17 protein-coding genes are annotated in these 18,702 nt (G+C 44.3%); 12 read left to right on the forward strand and 5 right to left on the reverse strand.

All coding sequences use genetic code 11. The features are described from left to right. Positions 1-104 precede the first annotated feature (104 nt). On the reverse strand, positions 105-1,292 hold the full coding sequence (locus C9J47_RS25020) for a 3-phenylpropionate MFS transporter (RefSeq protein ID WP_170107579.1): 1,188 nt from the start codon (positions 1,290-1,292) through the stop codon (positions 105-107). 350 nt (positions 1,293-1,642) lie between these two features. Here C9J47_RS25020 and C9J47_RS25025 point away from each other — a divergent pair, with 350 nt between their 5' ends. The 11 genes from C9J47_RS25025 (at position 1,643) to fis (ending at position 13,546) form a co-directional block, all read left to right on the forward strand. Beyond that, the gene (locus C9J47_RS25025; protein ID WP_107256529.1) at positions 1,643-3,445 is read left to right on the forward strand and encodes a DUF294 nucleotidyltransferase-like domain-containing protein; all 1,803 of its coding nucleotides are present in this window, start codon (positions 1,643-1,645) and stop codon (positions 3,443-3,445) included. A 2-nt stretch (positions 3,446-3,447) separates the two neighbouring features. Beyond that, on the forward strand, positions 3,448-4,071 hold the full coding sequence (locus C9J47_RS25030) for a 3'-5' exonuclease (protein WP_107256531.1): 624 nt from the start codon (positions 3,448-3,450) through the stop codon (positions 4,069-4,071). Positions 4,072-4,272: 201 nt separating this feature from the next. Continuing rightward, positions 4,273-6,222, forward strand: coding sequence for an acetate--CoA ligase (gene acs, locus C9J47_RS25035; RefSeq protein ID WP_107256533.1), 1,950 nt, complete (start codon positions 4,273-4,275; stop codon positions 6,220-6,222). 525 nt (positions 6,223-6,747) lie between these two features. Beyond that, a complete protein-coding gene (gene aroQ, locus C9J47_RS25040; RefSeq protein ID WP_006233731.1) occupies positions 6,748-7,200 on the forward strand; it encodes a type II 3-dehydroquinate dehydratase in 453 nt (150 codons plus the stop codon). A 27-nt stretch (positions 7,201-7,227) separates the two neighbouring features. Continuing rightward, entirely contained in the window at positions 7,228-7,692 is a 465-nt protein-coding gene (gene accB / locus C9J47_RS25045; protein ID WP_107256535.1) for an acetyl-CoA carboxylase biotin carboxyl carrier protein, read from the forward strand. A gap of 12 nt (positions 7,693-7,704) precedes the next feature. After that, entirely contained in the window at positions 7,705-9,048 is a 1,344-nt protein-coding gene (gene accC, locus C9J47_RS25050; protein ID WP_107256538.1) for an acetyl-CoA carboxylase biotin carboxylase subunit, read from the forward strand. A 254-nt stretch (positions 9,049-9,302) separates the two neighbouring features. Beyond that, positions 9,303-9,584 carry a YhdT family protein gene (locus C9J47_RS25055; protein ID WP_107256540.1) on the forward strand — a complete coding sequence of 94 codons (282 nt, stop codon included), beginning with the start codon at positions 9,303-9,305 and terminating at the stop codon, positions 9,582-9,584. Then, on the forward strand, positions 9,577-11,031 hold the full coding sequence (gene panF / locus C9J47_RS25060; RefSeq protein ID WP_107256542.1) for a sodium/pantothenate symporter: 1,455 nt from the start codon (positions 9,577-9,579) through the stop codon (positions 11,029-11,031). Before C9J47_RS25055 ends, panF begins: the two co-directional genes overlap by 8 nt. Before the next feature lie 172 nt (positions 11,032-11,203). After that, positions 11,204-12,088, forward strand: coding sequence for a 50S ribosomal protein L11 methyltransferase (prmA, locus tag C9J47_RS25065; protein WP_107256544.1), 885 nt, complete (start codon positions 11,204-11,206; stop codon positions 12,086-12,088). A gap of 172 nt (positions 12,089-12,260) precedes the next feature. Then, complete coding sequence (gene dusB / locus C9J47_RS25070) at positions 12,261-13,226, forward strand: tRNA dihydrouridine synthase DusB (protein ID WP_107256546.1); 966 nt, start codon at positions 12,261-12,263, stop codon at positions 13,224-13,226. 23 nt (positions 13,227-13,249) lie between these two features. After that, the gene (gene fis, locus C9J47_RS25075; RefSeq protein ID WP_005372656.1) at positions 13,250-13,546 is read left to right on the forward strand and encodes a DNA-binding transcriptional regulator Fis; all 297 of its coding nucleotides are present in this window, start codon (positions 13,250-13,252) and stop codon (positions 13,544-13,546) included. Positions 13,547-13,566: 20 nt separating this feature from the next. On the opposite strand, the gene C9J47_RS25080 is transcribed toward fis, so the two are convergent. Together C9J47_RS25080 and C9J47_RS25085 are read right to left on the reverse strand one after the other, a co-directional pair. Next, entirely contained in the window at positions 13,567-13,839 is a 273-nt protein-coding gene (locus tag C9J47_RS25080) for a hypothetical protein (RefSeq protein ID WP_107256548.1), read from the reverse strand. A 4-nt stretch (positions 13,840-13,843) separates the two neighbouring features. After that, entirely contained in the window at positions 13,844-14,641 is a 798-nt protein-coding gene (locus C9J47_RS25085) for an AraC family transcriptional regulator (RefSeq protein ID WP_107256551.1), read from the reverse strand. Between the two features lie 154 nt (positions 14,642-14,795). Here C9J47_RS25085 and C9J47_RS25090 point away from each other — a divergent pair, with 154 nt between their 5' ends. Further along, on the forward strand, positions 14,796-15,758 hold the full coding sequence (locus tag C9J47_RS25090) for a DMT family transporter (RefSeq protein WP_107256553.1): 963 nt from the start codon (positions 14,796-14,798) through the stop codon (positions 15,756-15,758). Between the two features lie 134 nt (positions 15,759-15,892). Here the strand turns inward: C9J47_RS25090 and C9J47_RS25095 are convergent, their stop codons facing one another. Both C9J47_RS25095 and malX read right to left on the reverse strand, forming a co-directional pair. Further along, positions 15,893-17,065, reverse strand: a complete 1,173-nt coding sequence (locus tag C9J47_RS25095) for a MalY/PatB family protein (RefSeq protein WP_107256555.1) — start codon at positions 17,063-17,065, stop codon at positions 15,893-15,895. Between the two features lie 65 nt (positions 17,066-17,130). Further along, entirely contained in the window at positions 17,131-18,702 is a 1,572-nt protein-coding gene (malX, locus tag C9J47_RS25100) for a maltose/glucose-specific PTS transporter subunit IIBC (protein ID WP_107256557.1), read from the reverse strand.

Here is an 18,702-nt window from a genome sequence, read left to right on the forward strand (position 1 = left end):
TCTGATTAAGTACACCAATCAGGGTAGATCACAGTTCTTTCTGTGCCGATCTGTAATACGTTAAAAATGGTCAATTAAGACTAGAAGAACAATGTCTTACTCTCTTAATTTGTCGACATAGGTTGTGCTAACTCAGACGACTGATCATTACTGTGTGGTTTTGATTCAATTTTCATCAGTAATACTGGAATACCCATTACAGCCATTAACCAGAAAAGATTCGCGCCCCACAAGCCGTATAACCAACCACTGAGTGCTGTCATAATTGCCATAAATGCACCTAATGGCAATGCATTATAAAGGGCCTGTAATGCCACCATCTGATTGCTTTTAGCATGCTGAATATAACGAATAGCTGCCAAGTGCGCCGCCGCAAAAGTCACACCGTGCAGCGCTTGTGCCATCACCAGTGCTGGCAACTCTGTCATGGTTGCGGTCACACCCCAACGTAGTAATACGCCGATAGCCGCGAGGCGAAACATCATGCCGACGCTCCATTTAGCAAATAAACGCTGACTAAATGCAAATACGCACACTTCAGCCACCACACTAAAGCTCCATAGATAGCCAATAATGGCTTCGCTATAACCGACTTCTTTCCAATAAATCGCGCTGAAACTGTAGTAGGCAGCGTGACTACCTTGCAACAAGGCGACAATAATTAAAAATCGCATAACGCTATTGTTTTTGATGATGTCGATTAACGCCGGGCGGGGCTGATCATGACATTCGGTTTCAATCGGCATAATGGTTGGTGCGCGCATTGAAAATAATAATGCCACCACCAAGCCTGCAATCGCGACCCAAGGAATAACACTTGCCCCATATTTAGCCGCTAAGATCCCAACAATTGTTGAACCAGCAATAAAGGCAATAGACCCCCACAAGCGGGTACGCCCGTAATCAAGGTGTTTCCCTTTTGCATAGAAATTAGCTAATGCGTCAGAAAGTGGAATAATTGGCCCTGCAGCCAAATTAAACAACACTGTGATCGCCGCTAATGCCCACAGACTGCCACCACAGAAAATATAGATAACACAAGCAATCAAACACGCTAATGTAAACCAGCGTAGAGCTGGAATAAGATGCTCCACATTATGAATACGCGGGGTCAGCACAACATTCGCTAAGCAGCGTACGCCAAGGCCTAAACCCAGCAACAAACCAATATCAGACGCATCCACCCCTAAATGCGCAAACCATAACGCCCAAAAAGGAAGATAAACACCATAAGTGAAGAAAAAACCAAACAGATATTGCGAGGTCCATCCATAGGGACTACTACGAAACATGCCAATTCCAAAATGCATAATAGGAGATAATGCCGACATTATGCCCAACCTATCGCCAGAACCCCAAAGATAAATAAGGCAAATCTTTCAATCTCTTTTTCCCCTTTAAATGTACGGGAGCTTGCATATTGATCGCACCTTCAAATACTTCACCAACAACCACAATAAAAATGACGCGATGGATCATATACCCAAGCTACCTCAAGGTGCTCGTTTCAGCGAGAATCCTGCATTTTGAGGTAACTTGGGTATAGACTAAAGTCGTCTAGAGCTTATCACCGACATCAGCGACACTGACTATATGAAGTCATCGGTTATATGAAGATATAGGTTATAAGACGAGGTATAGCATGCCGGATAAATTCGACACATCAGTCACCCCCTTTGATCGCCTTCATCATGCTCAGCAAAAAGTATTGAAAGAAGCATTAGATGTCGCTTATTACCGTGAAGGTAATAAAATCATCACGACTGGTGAAGCGTGCAATCACTTGTTTATTATCATCAAAGGCGGGGTTGAAGAATCCTCTTCTGATGGTACGGAAACCTATGCCCATTACGTTACTGACGATATGTTCGATGTACGCGCTCAGCTTGAAAATAAAAGCCGTCATGATTATATCGCGCTAGAAGATACGCTCTGTTATCTCTTACCTCGTGAAATTTTCATCGAGCTGTATCATTCTAACGGGCAATTCGCCGCCTATTTCGATGGCAATTTAGCACGTCGTCAAACATTAATTGAAGAAGCGCAGCGCCAACAAAATCTCGCCGAATTCATTTTAACAAAAGTGGATAATGACAACATTCAACCCTGCCTCATTGTGCCTCATGACACGGGCTTAAAGCAGGTGACAGAACAAATGCGGGGCAAAGGTTTCGATGCCGCTTTGGTTGCACTGAATTCAACACCGCAATATGGCATTGTTACCCGTACCGATTTACTGCATGCGGTTATGTTAGATCAACTGCCTTCTGATACCCCTGTTAGCCAAATCGCCACTACGCCAGTTATTAGCGTCAACAAAGATGATTTTTTGTTTAATGCCATGATTGCAATGACCCGTCATAAAGTGAAACGGGTGCAAGTGCTTGATGCTGGGCAAGTTGTTGGCATGTTAGATTTAACGCAAGTCTTGAGCTTATTTTCCACTCACTCTCACGTACTGACATTACGCATTGCACGAGCTGAAACCATTGAAGAATTATCACTCGCAGCCAGTAGCCAACAACGTTTAGTGGCTACCTTGTTTAATAACGGCATTCATACGCTGTTTGTGATGGAGTTGATCGCCTCGGTAAATGAACAAATTATCGAAAAAGCCTTTCAATTAATTGTCCCACCGTCAATGCACAACTATTGCTGCTTCGTCGTAATGGGATCTGAAGGACGTGGCGAACAAATTTTAAAAACCGATCAAGATAATGCTCTCATTATTCAAGATGGTGTCGATTGGCCAGACTGTGCCAATGTCATGAATAAATTAACCCAAACATTGCAGCAGCTCGGCTACCCGCTTTGCCCAGGAAAAGTCATGGTGAACAACCCTAAATGGGTGAAATCACAAAGTGAATGGTTACATACGATTAGTCGCTCTTGCCAACAAGCAACTGAAGAATCCATGATGGATTTAGCGATACTTGCCGATAGTCATGCTGTCGCAGGTAACCGCGTTTTACTCAATCCACTGCAAAACTATTTACATCAACAGTTAGCAGAAAAAGAACTGTTGTTATCGACCTTTACTCGTCCAGCTTTGCGCTTCAACGTACCTTTAACCCTGTTTGGTAAGATAAAATCGACCAAGCATGGCGTCGATATTAAACGGGGTGGGATCTTTCCAATCGTTCATGGTATTCGGGCATTAGCCTTAGAAAATAATATTGAACCCAATAATACCTTTGAACGCATTCATCAACTCGAATTGCGCAAAGTTTTAGAGCCAACCACAGCGTCTAATTTAAGCGAAGCCCTTAAACTATTCATCAGAACCCGTTTGCGCCACCAGCTTAACCACCAAACCGGTGGACAAAGCCAGCAATTGAACGTCAGTGACCTTAGTCGTGCCGAACGAGACTTACTGCGCCACAGCCTTCATGTGGTAAAGAAATTTAAAGAATGGCTAGGTTATCACTACCAAATAAGGGATTAATGATGAACCTATTACGACGTTATTGGTATCAGCGAAAATTAAAAAACACCCCTTATGCTCAGCTTTTTAATCGCTACCAGGGTGATGAACTTGTCTCTGTAGATTGTGAAACCACCAGCCTTGATCCGCACAGTGCAGAGTTGGTTACCATTGCGGCAACTGTCATTAAAAAAAATCGTATACTCACCAGTAAATCAATCCATTTAACCCTAAGAGCACCAATCAGTTTAGACGCTAATTCAATCGCGATTCATCGCATTCGCCATCAAGATTTACGCGCTGGGTTAGGTGAAAAAGAGGCCTTAACCACACTACTTAATTTTATTGGTAATCGCCCTTTAGTGGGTTATCACATTCGCTACGACAAAACGATTTTGGATCGCTATTACCGACGCTTATTTGGTTTTGCATTACCCAATAAATTGGTAGAGGTGAGCCACCTTTATCACGACCGTTTAGAACGGCTGCTGCCTAATGCTTATTACGATCTAAGTTTAGAAGCCATTAGTCGCCACCTTGACCTTCCGGTACCAGAGCGGCATGACGCGCTCGAAGATACGATTACTGCCGCTTTGATTTATGTACGACTGAAACACGGTGATTTTCCGGCGCTCCGCTCAGCGTAAATAATGCAAGAAGCCTCGTACGGTGCAAGATTTTTTATGTAATTTCGATGTAACACCTACAATTTCTACATTGATCATGCTCTCTAATCCTAAAGTCTAATTGTGGCAAACGTTGATCTATCGGAAGTTAGTATCAATAGCGACAAACGATATTATCCGGTCCCAGGTTGGACAAAAAACGGAAACACTAAGGAGAGTTCGATGAGTGAAGTTCATGTTTATCCAGTCAATCAAGAGATTGCAGCTACAGCCCACGTAAATGATGAACAATATCGTGAGATGTACCAACAATCGGTTATCAACCCTGAAGGTTTCTGGCGTGAACACGGTCAGATTGTTGACTGGATCAAACCATTCACTAAAGTGAAGCACACTTCTTTTGATACTAGCCATGTCAGTGTTAACTGGTTTGAAGATGGCACACTGAACGTTTCTGCAAACTGTCTTGACCGCCACCTCGCGACTCGCGGCGATCAGCCCGCCATAATTTGGGAAGGCGACGATCCTACCGATGATGCCACGTTCACGTATAACGAATTACACGAACAAGTTTGTAAGTTCTCTAATGCACTGAAAAGCCAAGGCGTACGCAAAGGCGATGTGGTGTGTCTTTACATGCCGATGGTGGCAGAAGCGGCAATTGCCATGCTGGCTTGTACGCGAATTGGGGCAATACATACCATTGTATTTGGTGGCTTCTCTCCAGAAGCACTTGCTGGTCGTATTATTGATTCCAACGCAAAAGTCGTTATTACTGCCGATGAAGGCGTTCGTGCTGGTCGCGCAGTACCACTGAAAAAGAATGTCGATGATGCCTTAGCCAATAAAGGTGTCACAAGTATCGAAAAAGTCATGGTACTGAAACGTACTGGTGGCAATGTTGAGTGGCACAGTGAACGTGATGTGTGGTGGCATGAAGCAACAGCAATCGTGTCTTCTCATTGTGAGCCTGAAGAAATGAATGCAGAAGATCCTCTTTTCATTCTATATACCTCAGGATCAACAGGTAAGCCTAAAGGTGTTCTTCACACAACAGGTGGTTACTTAGTGTATGCCACCATGACGTTTAAATATGTTTTTGATTACCAAGAAGGCGATGTGTACTGGTGTACCGCCGATGTTGGTTGGATCACCGGTCACAGTTACTTAGTGTATGGCCCGCTGGCTAATGGTGCAACAACCGTGCTATTTGAAGGTGTGCCAAACTACCCATCAACCAGCCGTATGAGTGAAGTGGTTGATAAGCATAATGTCAGTATTCTTTATACTGCCCCAACAGCCATTCGTGCATTAATGGCAAAAGGCACAGAAGCAATTAAAGGTACGTCACGATCCTCACTGCGTATTATGGGGTCAGTCGGCGAACCCATTAACCCAGAAGCGTGGGAATGGTATCACCGTACCATTGGCGACAGCCGTTGCCCTATTGTTGATACATGGTGGCAAACAGAAACAGGCGGTATCTTAATTACGCCATTACCTGGCGCGACAGCACTAAAACCGGGTTCTGCCACTCGTCCATTTTTCGGTGTTCAGCCAGCCATCGTTGATAATATGGGGAATATCTTAGAAGGTGTCGCTGAAGGTAACTTGGTTATGATTGATTCATGGCCTGGGCAGATGCGTACTTTATGGGGTGACCATGAACGCTTCGAGCAAACTTACTTCTCAACCTTCCAAGGTATGTATTTCACTGGTGATGGCGCGCGTCGTGATGAAGACGGTTACTACTGGATCACTGGTCGTGTCGATGACGTATTGAATATTTCAGGTCACCGCATGGGTACCGCTGAAATTGAATCCGCATTAGTGGCTTTCGATAAGATAGCAGAGGCTGCGATTGTTGGTGTACCACACGATATTAAAGGCCAAGCAATTTATGCTTATATCACACTGAATGATGGTGAAATACCCAGCGCTGAGCTGCATAAAGAAGTGAAAGATTGGGTACGTAAAGAAATTGGTCCGATTGCGACCCCTGACTTCTTACATTGGACCGATGCCTTACCGAAAACACGCTCGGGTAAAATTATGCGCCGAATTCTCCGTAAGATTGCCACGGGTGATACTGGAAGTTTGGGTGATACATCAACGCTCGCTGACCCTAGCGTGGTTGATAAACTGATCGCAGAAAAACAAACTATTTTATAACAGCACACTACCCGCTTAAAAAAGCCGCCGTCTGGCGGTTTTTTTATAACTGCAGCAATAACACTGACTATTTTTTTATCGTAATAAAGATTTGCTTACAAAACGTACAGCTGTACGTGTGAATTTTTATACCTAAGTCTCGATATCTGCGAAACAAAACCGCTACACTAAAAAAATGTATGCAAAAAACAAGTCGATTACGGTAGCAATAATCACTCACTCAAATTGATTAAACAGCTTCAATATGTGTAAAAAATGGAACCATCCCCATATTTTCGCCTCTATTCTGCTGAACTTGCGGTAAAAATAGTCATCTAATAAAACCATAGAATACGCATACAGCTTACAAGTGTACGCAGTAAGTTCGGTGATTAGACCAGTATTTTGCTGCTATTTGCGGTGATTTCTCTATAATCGTTCAACAAACATTGTTTGGCAGTATAAATCAGTTCATCGGGATGCAACTTTGCAGTTTATTGCATGTTGTTAGAGTAAAACCTCAAAAACAAGTGGATATACGTCAAGATGTCGACCGTTAAACGAATTTTACTTATTAACGGACCTAACCTAAATTTACTAGGTCTCAGAGAGCCAGGCCACTATGGTCATCACACATTGGCTCAACTCGTTGCTGATTTAACTGTCAAGGCAACCAATCTAAGCGTCACATTAGATCACATTCAATCAAATGCAGAACATGAATTGATTGATGCTATTCATCAAGCTCATGGCAATGTGGATTTCATTATTATCAATCCCGCTGCGTTCACCCACACTAGCGTCGCCATTCGTGATGCTCTACTCGGTGTCGCAATTCCATTTATTGAAGTGCATTTATCTAATGTTCACGCAAGGGAACCATTCCGCCATCACTCTTATCTATCAGATAAAGCAGTCGGTGTAATTTGCGGTCTTGGTCCTGATGGTTATGAATTCGCCCTGAATGCTGCGGTAAGACGCCTGCAATCAGAAAGCTAACTGAACAACATATAAAGAGAAAGATAGATGGATATTCGTAAGATTAAAAAACTAATTGAGCTGGTTGAAGAATCTGGTATTGCTGAATTAGAAATCTCTGAAGGTGAAGAATCAGTACGCATCAGCCGTAATGTACCTGCATCTGCATTACCTGCACAGCAATACATGGCTGCACCTCAATTTGCTGCACCACCTCAAGCTGCACCTGTAGAAGCGGCGGCTGCACCTGTTGCTGCTCCTGTTGCCGCTGAACCTACGGGTCATCAAGTTCTTTCTCCAATGGTTGGTTCTTTCTACCGTGCACCAAGCCCTGAAGCAAAAGCATTTGTTGAAGTGGGTCAATCTGTGAACGTTGGCGACACGCTTTGTATCGTTGAAGCGATGAAAATGATGAACCAAATCCAATCTGATAAAGCAGGTGTGGTTACTGCTATTCTTGCTGAAGACGGCGACGCTATCGAGTTCGATCAGCCTCTTGTTATCATCGAGTAACAGAGGCCTATTATGTTAGATAAATTAGTTATTGCGAACCGAGGCGAGATTGCCCTTCGTATTCTGCGCGCTTGTAAAGAATTAGGTATTAAGACTGTTGCGATTCACTCAACAGCTGACCGCGATCTTAAGCATGTATTACTTGCAGACGAAACGGTATGTATTGGTTCTGCCAAAAGTACTGAAAGCTATTTGAACATTCCACGCATCATTAGTGCAGCGGAAATCACAGGGGCAGTTGCGATTCACCCTGGTTACGGTTTCTTATCTGAAAATGCTGATTTTGCAGAACAAGTAGAGCGTTCTGGCTTTATTTTTGTTGGCCCTAAAGCGGAAACTATTCGCATGATGGGTGACAAAGTGTCCGCGATTACCGCAATGAAAAAAGCGGGGGTTCCTTGTGTACCTGGCTCTGATGGCCCATTGGATGATGACGAAGCGAGAAATAAATCTTTCGCTAAGCGCATTGGTTTCCCTGTCATCATCAAAGCATCTGGTGGCGGCGGTGGTCGTGGTATGCGTGTTGTTCGCACTGAAGGTGAACTAACAGAAGCTATCGCGATGACACGTGCTGAAGCTAAATCGTTCTTCAATAACGATGTGGTTTACATGGAGAAATTCCTTGAAAACCCTCGCCATATCGAAGTTCAGATCATGGCTGATGGTCAAGGTAATGCTATTCACTTAGGTGAGCGTGACTGTTCAATGCAGCGTCGCCACCAGAAAGTTGTTGAAGAAGCACCAGCACCAGGCATCACAGAAGAGATGCGTAAGTACATCGGTGAACGTTGTACGCGTGCTTGTATCGAAATCGGTTACCGTGGCGCAGGTACGTTTGAATTCCTATACGAAAACGGCGAGTTCTACTTCATTGAAATGAACACCCGTATTCAGGTTGAGCACCCAGTAACAGAAATGGTAACGGGCGTTGATCTGATCAAAGAACAGCTTCGTGTTGCTGCTGGTCAGCCACTATCATTCAGCCAATCTGATATTCAAATTCGTGGCCATGCTATCGAATGTCGTATCAACGCTGAAGATCCTGAGCGTTTCCTACCTTGTCCAGGTAAAATCACGCGCTTCCACGCGCCTGGTGGCATGGGTATCCGTTGGGAATCTCATATCTACTCAGGCTACACAGTGCCACCGCATTATGATTCCATGATCGGTAAGCTGATTTCATACGGTGAAAACCGCGATGTGGCAATTTCACGTATGCGTAACGCATTAGGTGAATCAATCATCGATGGTATTAAAACCAATATCCCGCTACAGCAAGAAATTATGGCAGATGAAAACTTCCAACATGGTGGTGCAAACATCCACTACCTAGAGAAGAAACTTGGTCTACAATAATTTCGCGATAAACGCGTGAAGACAAATCTAGGCTGCCTTTGGGTAGCCTTTTTTATACACCTTTCACCGTATTCCTCTTCGATTTCTCTGCTATTTCCCCTTTCTTCAACATGATTTTCTGACAAATTGATACAGGTCAGTGGCACTGATAAATAACTTTTGCCACAATACCCCCCTTTTTTATTTGTATGAGCATTACTCTCCTTCTCTCTATTCCTTTGAAGTAGTGCCAACACAATTGGAGACAACAGCGTATGAAAACACTCTCTGCGCGTTATCATCAGGCTCATAAAGAGGCTAAATGGGCGGTAGGCTTAGCGATTGCCTATTTCATCTGGTGGTATATTTCGGCCTATGCTTTCTCATCGACAGAGATTACAACAACTCTGCCTGAGCTCTATTGGGGTTTTCCACTGTGGTTTTTACTCGCCTGTATTATTGGCCCTATTCTCTTCACGGTACTGTGCGGCTTAATGGTCAAGTTCATCTACCAAGATATGTCTCTCGAAATTGAAAAGGACAGTGATCATGAATAGCCAAATACTCATTCCTTTAGCGATCTATTTGCTCGCTGTGTTTTCTTTGGCATTTTTCAGTCAACGTAAAAGTACCTCATCTAAAGGCTTCTTAAACGAATACCTGCTTGGCAATCGCAGCATGGGCGGCTTTGTATTAGCCATGACATTAGCAGCGACCTATTCCAGTGCCAGCTCGTTTATTGGCGGGCCTGGTGCCGCATATAAAATGGGACTCGGCTGGGTATTACTCGCCATGATCCAACTGCCTGCTGCGTGGCTAACACTGGGGGTACTTGGGAAAAAATTCGCCATTGAAGCTCGACGACATAATGCCTTAACCCTTAATGATATTTTATATGCACGCTATAAAAATAAAGCGGTCGTCATCTTCGCTTCTTTAGCATTATTGCTCGCTTTCTTTGGCACCATGGTGGTGCAATTTGTGGGTGGCGCACGGTTATTACAAACTGTCACCGGATTACCCTATTCACAAGGGTTAATGATCTTTGCCGTTACTGTTGGCTTGTATACGACCATTGGCGGATTTCGTGCCGTTGTAATGACCGATACATTGCAAGGGGTTATGATGATTATTGGCACCATTGCCCTGCTAGCAGGAGTGGTGCATGTCGGTGGCGGTGTCGGTGAACTGATAACAGAATTACACCACATTGACCCATCATTGATTACCCCCTTTGGTCCTGATAACTTTCTTAGCCAACCCTTTATGTTGAGCTTCTGGATTTTGGTCTGCTTTGGGGTAATAGGGCTTCCCCACGCAGCCGTTCGGTGCATGGCTTATAAAGACAGCCGTTCATTGCATCGGGGAATGGTGATCAGTACAGCAATGGTGGCATTCCTGATGCTAGGCATGCATCTATCAGGGGCATTAGGTCGTGCTATCGTGCCCGATATTGCCAGCCCAGATCAGATCATGCCAACCTTGATGATGACTGTTTTATCCCCTTGGGTGGCGGGTATCTTCTTGGCGGGTCCGATGGCGGCCATTATGTCGAGCATTGACTCACAACTGATCCAAGCTTCAGCCACCTTGCTAAAAGATTTGTACCTCAATTACATCAATCCCAAAGCCGCTGAAGGACCAAATGCCAACAAGCACCTTTCTAAGTTATCGTTATGGGTAACCGGAATTTTTTCTATTTTGGTATTTATTGCTGCAACTAACCCGCCCGATATGATCATCTGGTTGAATCTATTAGCCTTTGGCGGCATGCAAGCGGTGTTCTTATGGCCATTAGTGCTCGGGTTATACTGGGAAAAAGCATCGGCGACAGGGGCGTTGGCATCAATGATATCAGGCCTAGTTTGTTATATTGGCTTATCGGTTATTAAGCCAGACTTAGGTGGATTACATGCCATCGTGCCCACATTGGGCATTGGCCTAATTGCTTTTGTGCTGGGTAGCCTGACCAAACCTGCGATGGCAACCGCACCGCAACATTGATTTAGATAAGTCTCTGCAATACATCTTAAAGATAGCGCCTAGGGTGCTATCTTTTTTTATATCAATAAAAACCGCTGATGTGATTGATGCACTATAGGTGTGGATTGCTGAAATTTCATGCTAGAATCTCGCCCTTATGTTCAAACCGTAGCCAAATAATAAGCGAATTACCATGCCTTGGATTCAAATCAAACTAAACGCAACTGCTGAAAACGCTGAAGCGATTGGCGATATGTTAATGGAAGAAACGGGGGCTTTATCTGCCACTTTCCTTGACGCGCAAGACACACCAGTATTCGAACCAATGCCAGGTGAAACTCGCCTGTGGGGTGATACTGATGTTATTGGTTTATACGATGCTGAAGCCGACATGGATTTCGTGCTGAACATGCTAAAGAACAGTCCTCTGATTGCTGAAGACTTTGCTTACAAAATCGAGCAATTAGAAGATAAAGACTGGGAACGTGAGTGGATGGTTAATTTCCACCCTATGCGTTTTGGTCGTCGTTTATGGATTTGCCCAAGCTGGCGTGAAGCACCAGAACCAGACGCGGTTAATGTACTACTTGACCCAGGTCTTGCATTCGGTACTGGTACTCACCCAACAACGTCGTTATGTTTAGAGTGGCTTGATGGTCAAGATCTAACGGGTCAAACCATTATCGACTTCGGTTGTGGCTCTGGCATTCTAGCCATTGCGGCACTTAAGCTAGGTGCAAAGAAAGTCATTGGTATCGATATCGATCCACAAGCTATCCAAGCATCACGCGATAACGCAGAACGTAACGGTGTTTCTGATAAATTAGAGCTTTTCCTACCTAAAGATCAGCCGAACGACGTACAAGCAGATGTTGTGGTTGCAAACATTCTTGCGGGTCCATTACGTGAGCTTTCACCGGTAATAAAAAGCCTAGTGAAGCCGGGCGGTAAGCTAGCAATTTCAGGTGTATTGGAAATTCAAGCTGAAGACGTCTCCACATATTACAGCGACGAATTGGCATTAGACCCAGTTGTTGCACGTGATGAATGGTGCCGAATTTCAGGTTGTAAGGCGTAATTTTCGCCATTAGTTATTTTAATTCACCTTTTTTATTGTGCGAAAAATATACAATCGATTGAAAAACATACGTTTTTGTTAAACAAAAACTAAATGCTCAATTATTGGTCTTTTCAGAAAGGGAAAAAATGCGTAAAATGCGCGCCCTTACTGGCACAGTCAGGTACAGACATTGCAAATCGGTCCATATCAACTAAACAACCAGCTGATAGTCGCGCCAATGGCGGGTGTGACCGATCGGCCATTTCGTGAACTATGCCTTCGCTACGGCGCGGGAATGGCTGTTAGCGAGATGATGTCGTCGAATCCAGATCTATGGAAAACGGCTAAATCGCAGAACCGAATGGTTCATGAAGGTGAATCGGGGATTCGCTCGGTTCAAATAGCAGGAGCAGACCCAAAGCTGATGGCTGAAGCTGCACAATTTAGTGTTGAGAACGGTGCGCAAATCATCGATATCAATATGGGTTGTCCAGCGAAAAAAGTTAACAAACGCTTGGCTGGTTCTGCATTACTGCAACACCCTGCGTTAATTGAAGAGATTCTTCGTAGCGTTGTGGGTGCAGTCGATGTACCTGTTACGCTAAAAACGCGTACGGGTTGGGATTTAGACAACCGTAACTGTGTCGACATAGCGAAAATCGCGGAACAATGTGGCATTCAAGCTTTAGCGCTTCATGGGCGAACGAAGTCTTGCATGTACAAAGGTGAAGCGGAATATGACTACATCAGAGCAGCTAAACAAGCGATATCAATTCCGGTAATTGCTAACGGTGATATCGATTCACCGGAAAAGGCTCGCTTTGTACTCGATTATACGGGTGCAGATGCTTTGATGATTGGCCGTCCTGCACAAGGGCGACCGTGGATTTTTAGAGAAATCCAGCATTACTTAACAACCGGCGAATACCTGCCTGCCCCATCTATGGATGAGGTAAGTGGCATTATGTTGGGACATGTTCAAGAACTTCATCGTTTCTACGGTGAATATTTAGGGTTGCGCATTGCACGTAAACACGTGTCTTGGTACTTAAAAGAACATGCACCAGCTGGTGATTTCCGTCGGTCCTTCAACGCACTCGAGAATGCTCAAGAGCAAATCGATGCGCTGCAAGGCTACTTCGAAAACGTTGCATAAATACTAGAAGAGCTTACAGAATTATGTTCGAACAAAATCTGACTTCCGAAGCGTTAACAGTTACAACTGTAACGTCACAAGACCAAATCACACAGAAGCCACTACGTGACTCTGTTAAAGCGTCGCTAAAAAACTATCTTGCTCAGTTAAATGGTCAGGAAGTCGACGATCTGTACGAGCTAGTGCTTGCAGAGGTTGAGCAACCGCTATTAGATACAATCATGCAGTACACACGTGGTAACCAAACACGTGCAGCAACTATGATGGGTATCAACCGCGGTACACTTCGTAAGAAGCTAAAGAAATACGGCATGAACTAAACCGAAAGGTTTGGAAAGCGTTATTGAGGCTTACACTTTTGGGTGTGAGCCTTTTTTATTTCCCGCTCTTTCATCGCCCTTTTTAACAGTAACTGCTGAGCGGCATATTTTTCATTTTTACTTATACCGTTCGTTACCAAGGCTTTTAATTGCCCTTCAGATAACCGCTCTAACGCTTGTTCATCCACACTCCCTTGCAGCTTTGCTGTACAACTCTTTAGCATCCATTGCTTCAAGTGATCTTTTATATTTATTCGTATCAAGTTTCCTAACAATCGTGACCTTTTCATCATCGCTTTACCTTTCGCCTTGCTGGGTTAGTAGTTTCGAACGGTAAACTTCTGGTGTCATACCGGTTTGACGACGAAACATTTTTATAAATGAAGAGGCTTGGCTATAACCAAGGCTAAAAGCGACATCATTAATCGAATACTGCAATTTCAATAAATGCAGAGCATGAACCACCTTTAAGCGCTGTCGCCATTCATTAAAACTCATCTTCAACTCGCGCTGAAAACGACGGGTTAATGTACGCTCGGTGGAATACACCTGTTTAGCCCATTCCCCTAACGAGCGAGTATCAGCAGGATCGGCCTCCAGAGAGGCTAGAATGGGACTCAACAAAGTATCTGATGTAGTGGGTAGGAAGTTATCCATGCGCTTAGCAGAGGCTAGACGAGCAATCAGAACATCAGTCAGGCATTGATCTTGATAGTTATCAACTGCCGCCACTTCTCGATGCACCAAATCATCGATAATTGCCTGCACTAAAGGGGATAATGCAATCATGCAAGCTTGCTGGGGCAACTGAGCCACAAGGTGCAGATTAATGTTAATCGCACAATATTCGATGTCTTTACGGTTATAAGCTCGGTGAACCACATTAGCAGGTGTCCAAATGGCGTACCCAGCAGGCGACACCATTTTCTGCCCTTCAACTTCCATCTCTAGTACACCATGTTTAATAAGGTGCACCTGCCCCCAGCGATGATGATGGGGCAAGGTTTCTGTGCCTGCGGCGATATGGAAATAATGAATAAAGACATCAGTGGGCAATTGCTCAACTAATTGGGGCATAAATTGTCGTTGATCCATCATTCCTCCTTGTTCACATGTACGTTGTCTGACACGGTCAATTGACTGTCTGGTTTGGCATATCAGGTTCTCTCCCGCCATGTAACACTCTCATTGGGTAAAACGTTTTACCTAACAGTTTGTAATCCCCCTACATCAATGAGAGAAAATTACTATGACTGAACATCACTCAGGGAGTCGATACGCTAACTATCCGTTTATCGGCTTTATATTTCCCATTTTAGCGGTTGCCATTTGGGCGACAAATGCCGTGGTTAGTAAAATGGCAACAGCCACAATTGAGCCTGGGGCTATTGCATTTTATCGCTGGTTTTTTGCTTTGCTGTTGCTCACACCCTTCTGCCTTACAACCGTTTATCGACAACGCCTGCAAATAAAAGCACACCTAACAAAACTAACTGTGCTGGCATCGCTCGGCATGGTATTAAACCAAAGCTTGGCGTATTACGCGGCTTACACCACCAGCGCCACAAACATTGCGATTTTTCTTTCGCTAATGCCCTTATTTGGTCTGTTTCTCGCCGTGCCCCTGCTAGGCACGAAATTACGAATCCACACCTTAATTGGGGCATTAATATCATTCATTGGTTTGGTATACATGCTGAGTGAAGGCAACCCGAATCAATTACTGACACAAGGGTTAAAGCAAGGCGACATGCTTATGTTTGCTTCTAGTCTTTCTTATGCTTTGTATTCCGTATTTCTGAATCGCTGGAAGCTACCATTAACACCTTGGTGCGCCGTGTATTGCCAAGTATTTCTGGGTGCCTTGCTTCAACTGCCTTTATTGCTGAGTAGCGAGACAACAGCCATTTCACTTAGCGCCTTACCTATGGTCGCATTTGCCGCATTTGCTGCCTCAATTATTGCGCCATGGTGCTGGCTAAAAGGGGTAACTCAAATTGGTGCAGCACGCTCAACCTTGTTCATGAATTTAGTACCGTTATTTACCGCCAGTATGAGTATTGTGATGCTGGGTGTTCATCCTAGTCAGTACCATCTCATTGGAGGGGGTATGGTATTGGTTGGGCTCACTCTGGCTCAAATGAAGCGAGTACCAACTGGAATGCTCGAGGTTAACTCTCCAATAAAACCTCAATCACCCAGTTTGAAGTAACACCTTAAACCAAAAAGTAACAGTAGGTAGTCATAACAACAGACTTAGCGTAGCAACTCTCAGCTACGCTAAATCTAACGTATAAAAAGTAGGTAAGTATTTACTAACATTCAATTTTTTATAACTTAAATGTATTACTGCCGAATCGTCTGCAATGCGGTAATCAGCGCTGCCACACCTGTTACAACTTTACTGCGGGGACAGCCCACATTTAATCTGATGTACCCTTTACCTGCAGAGCCATAAGTATCACCTCGCATAATGGCCACTTTATGATCATTAATTAAAGTGCGCTGTAATTCATCCATATTGATATTCAGTGAATTCAAATCGATCCACGCTAAGTAAGTGCCGTCAGGTACTTGATAGTTAATAGTTGGAAATTCCAAGTTCAGTCGCTCGGCGACATACTCTAGATTTGCATGTAAATAGCCTTTCAATGCATCTAGCCACTCATCACCATGTTGATAGGCTGCGATATGCCCAATAACGCCCAAGATAGACGGGGAAGATAAGCCGTGCGCTGCCTTTAATTGCAGTAAAAAGGCTTCACGTGTTGCCTTATCAGGCATAAATGCATAGGAACCCGTCAGCGCGGGAATATTGAAGGATTTAGAACCCGATGTGACCAGCGCCCAATCATTATCCATTGCAACCTCAGACCAAGGGATATATGAGGAATACGCAACATCCATATGAATATCATCAGAAATCACTTTTATGTTATGGCGCTGACAAATTTCTGCCATTCGCTCCAGCTCTATCTTCGTCCATACCCGTCCAGTAGGGTTTTGCGGGCTGCACAATAATAAAATTTTGCAATGGGGCAATGCCGCCTGCGCTTCAAATTGTGGCCAATCAATCTGATAACCCTCAGCTGTTTTTAATAATGGGCTTTCCAACAACTGACGTTGGTTCGCCTTCAGCATATTGCCAAAGGCATCATAAGCCGGAGTGTGTGCTAACACACCGTCGCCTTGCTCAGACCAAATCTGCACCAATTGAGAAATAATGTAGATCACCGAGGGTCCGTAAACCACCGATTCGACAGGCAACTGCACATTAAAACGTTTATCAAACCATCCAGTTATCGCCAGCTTAAAATCATCATGATTCCAGCGGCTATACCCTAAAACACCGTGTTCAAGACGTTGCTGTAATGCTTGCTGAATACATGGCGCAGTTTCAAAATCCATATCAGAAATAGTAAACGGCAATAAATCAGCTTGACCGAACCGGTCTTCGACATAATCCCACTGCGTACAATACGTACCATAGCGATTCACCGTGGTAGAAAAATCAAACATAACAAACCTTAAATTCAGAAAAGAAAAACGGGGAGCCAGGCTCCCCGTAATACAAGTCGGCGCGTTTATGCAGGCATTAAGCTTTGCATTTCATTTTTCACCATATGAACTTGCGGTCCAATCACCACTTGTAGATTATGCTCATCTAGCTTCACGACCCCTAACGCACCATTGGCTTTCAGTACTGCATCGTTAACTAAAGACATATCTTTTACCGACATACGCAGGCGCGTAATGCAGTTATCTAACGCTAGAATATTATCTGCACCGCCCAGTGCTGCTAAAATAATATCGCCTTTGTAACCCAAGTTTTTATCGCCTGTTACAGCTGCTGCCAACTCGTCTTGCACTTCAACTTCACGACCCGGTGTTTTAAGGTTAAAGCGCGTGATTGCGAAACGGAAGATACTGTAATACATCGCAAACCAAATTGCCGCGACAACCGGTACCACATACCACTTCGTCGCTGTACCTTGCAGTACACCAAAGATTAAGAAGTCGATAATATTACCATCGGTATTACCAATAGTGACATCTAACAGCCCCATAACCATGAAACCGAAACCCGTTAAGATGGCATGAATGAAATACAGAACTGGCGCAACAAATAGGAACAAGAACTCAAGCGGCTCAGTAATACCACCAACCCAACACGCCACCACACCCGATAACAACAATGCTTTTACTTTGCTGCGGTTTTCGGGGCGAGCACAGTGATACATAGCAAGTGCGGCACCCGGTAAGCCACCTAAGAATGTTGGCATTTTACCTTGCGACAAGAACGCTGTTGCCGTAGGAGAGAAACCATCGGTGGTTGAACAAGATAACTCAGAGTAGAAAATATTTAGTGCGCCGCTAACGCTCTCGCCACACACATCCATCGTGCCGCCCGCTTCAGTGAAACGAACCAGTGCCACTAAAATATGGTGCAAACCAACAGGCAATAATAGGCGTTCACCGGTACCAAATAAGAACGGACCAAAAGGGCCTGCATGGGAAATAGCCGTACCAACACCGTTAATACCGGCTGCAAAGTAAGGCCAGATAAGGGGAACAACTAAACCGACAACGCCTAAAACAAGAGTGGTAATAATAGGTACAAAGCGGGCGCCGCCAAAGAATGCTAATGCATCAGGCATCTTATAGGTATAAAAACGCGTATGCAGTTTTGCAACAATAATACCGACAATCACCGCACCGAGAATACCGGTATCAATCGAATCAATCCCAATAATCGACTTCACACCATATGCAGCTTCCTGTTCAGGGTTACCCAGTACATTAGCCACTGTCAGGTAGAAGTTAATCGATAAATTTAATGCCGCATAACCAACAAAACCAGCGAACGCGGCAACGCCTTTTTCTTCACGTGCCAAGCCTAATGGAATCGCAACAGCAAACATCACTGGCAAGTAAATGAAGGCGACTAAGCCAATTTTTGTCATCCACATGAAGATAAGCTGCAGCACCATATTATCCAGCAATGGCATGCTTTCTTTTACTGCGCTGCTAGACAATGAACTGCCGACACCCAACAAGATACCGGAGAACGCAAGCAATGCGACTGGCAACATGAAGGTTTTACCGAGACTTTGAAAAAATTCCCAAAGTGTAGTTTTCTTGGAAGTCTGAGACAT

It is taken from the genome of Photobacterium indicum (assembly GCF_003026215.1).
Lineage (GTDB): Bacteria > Pseudomonadota > Gammaproteobacteria > Enterobacterales > Vibrionaceae > Photobacterium > Photobacterium indicum.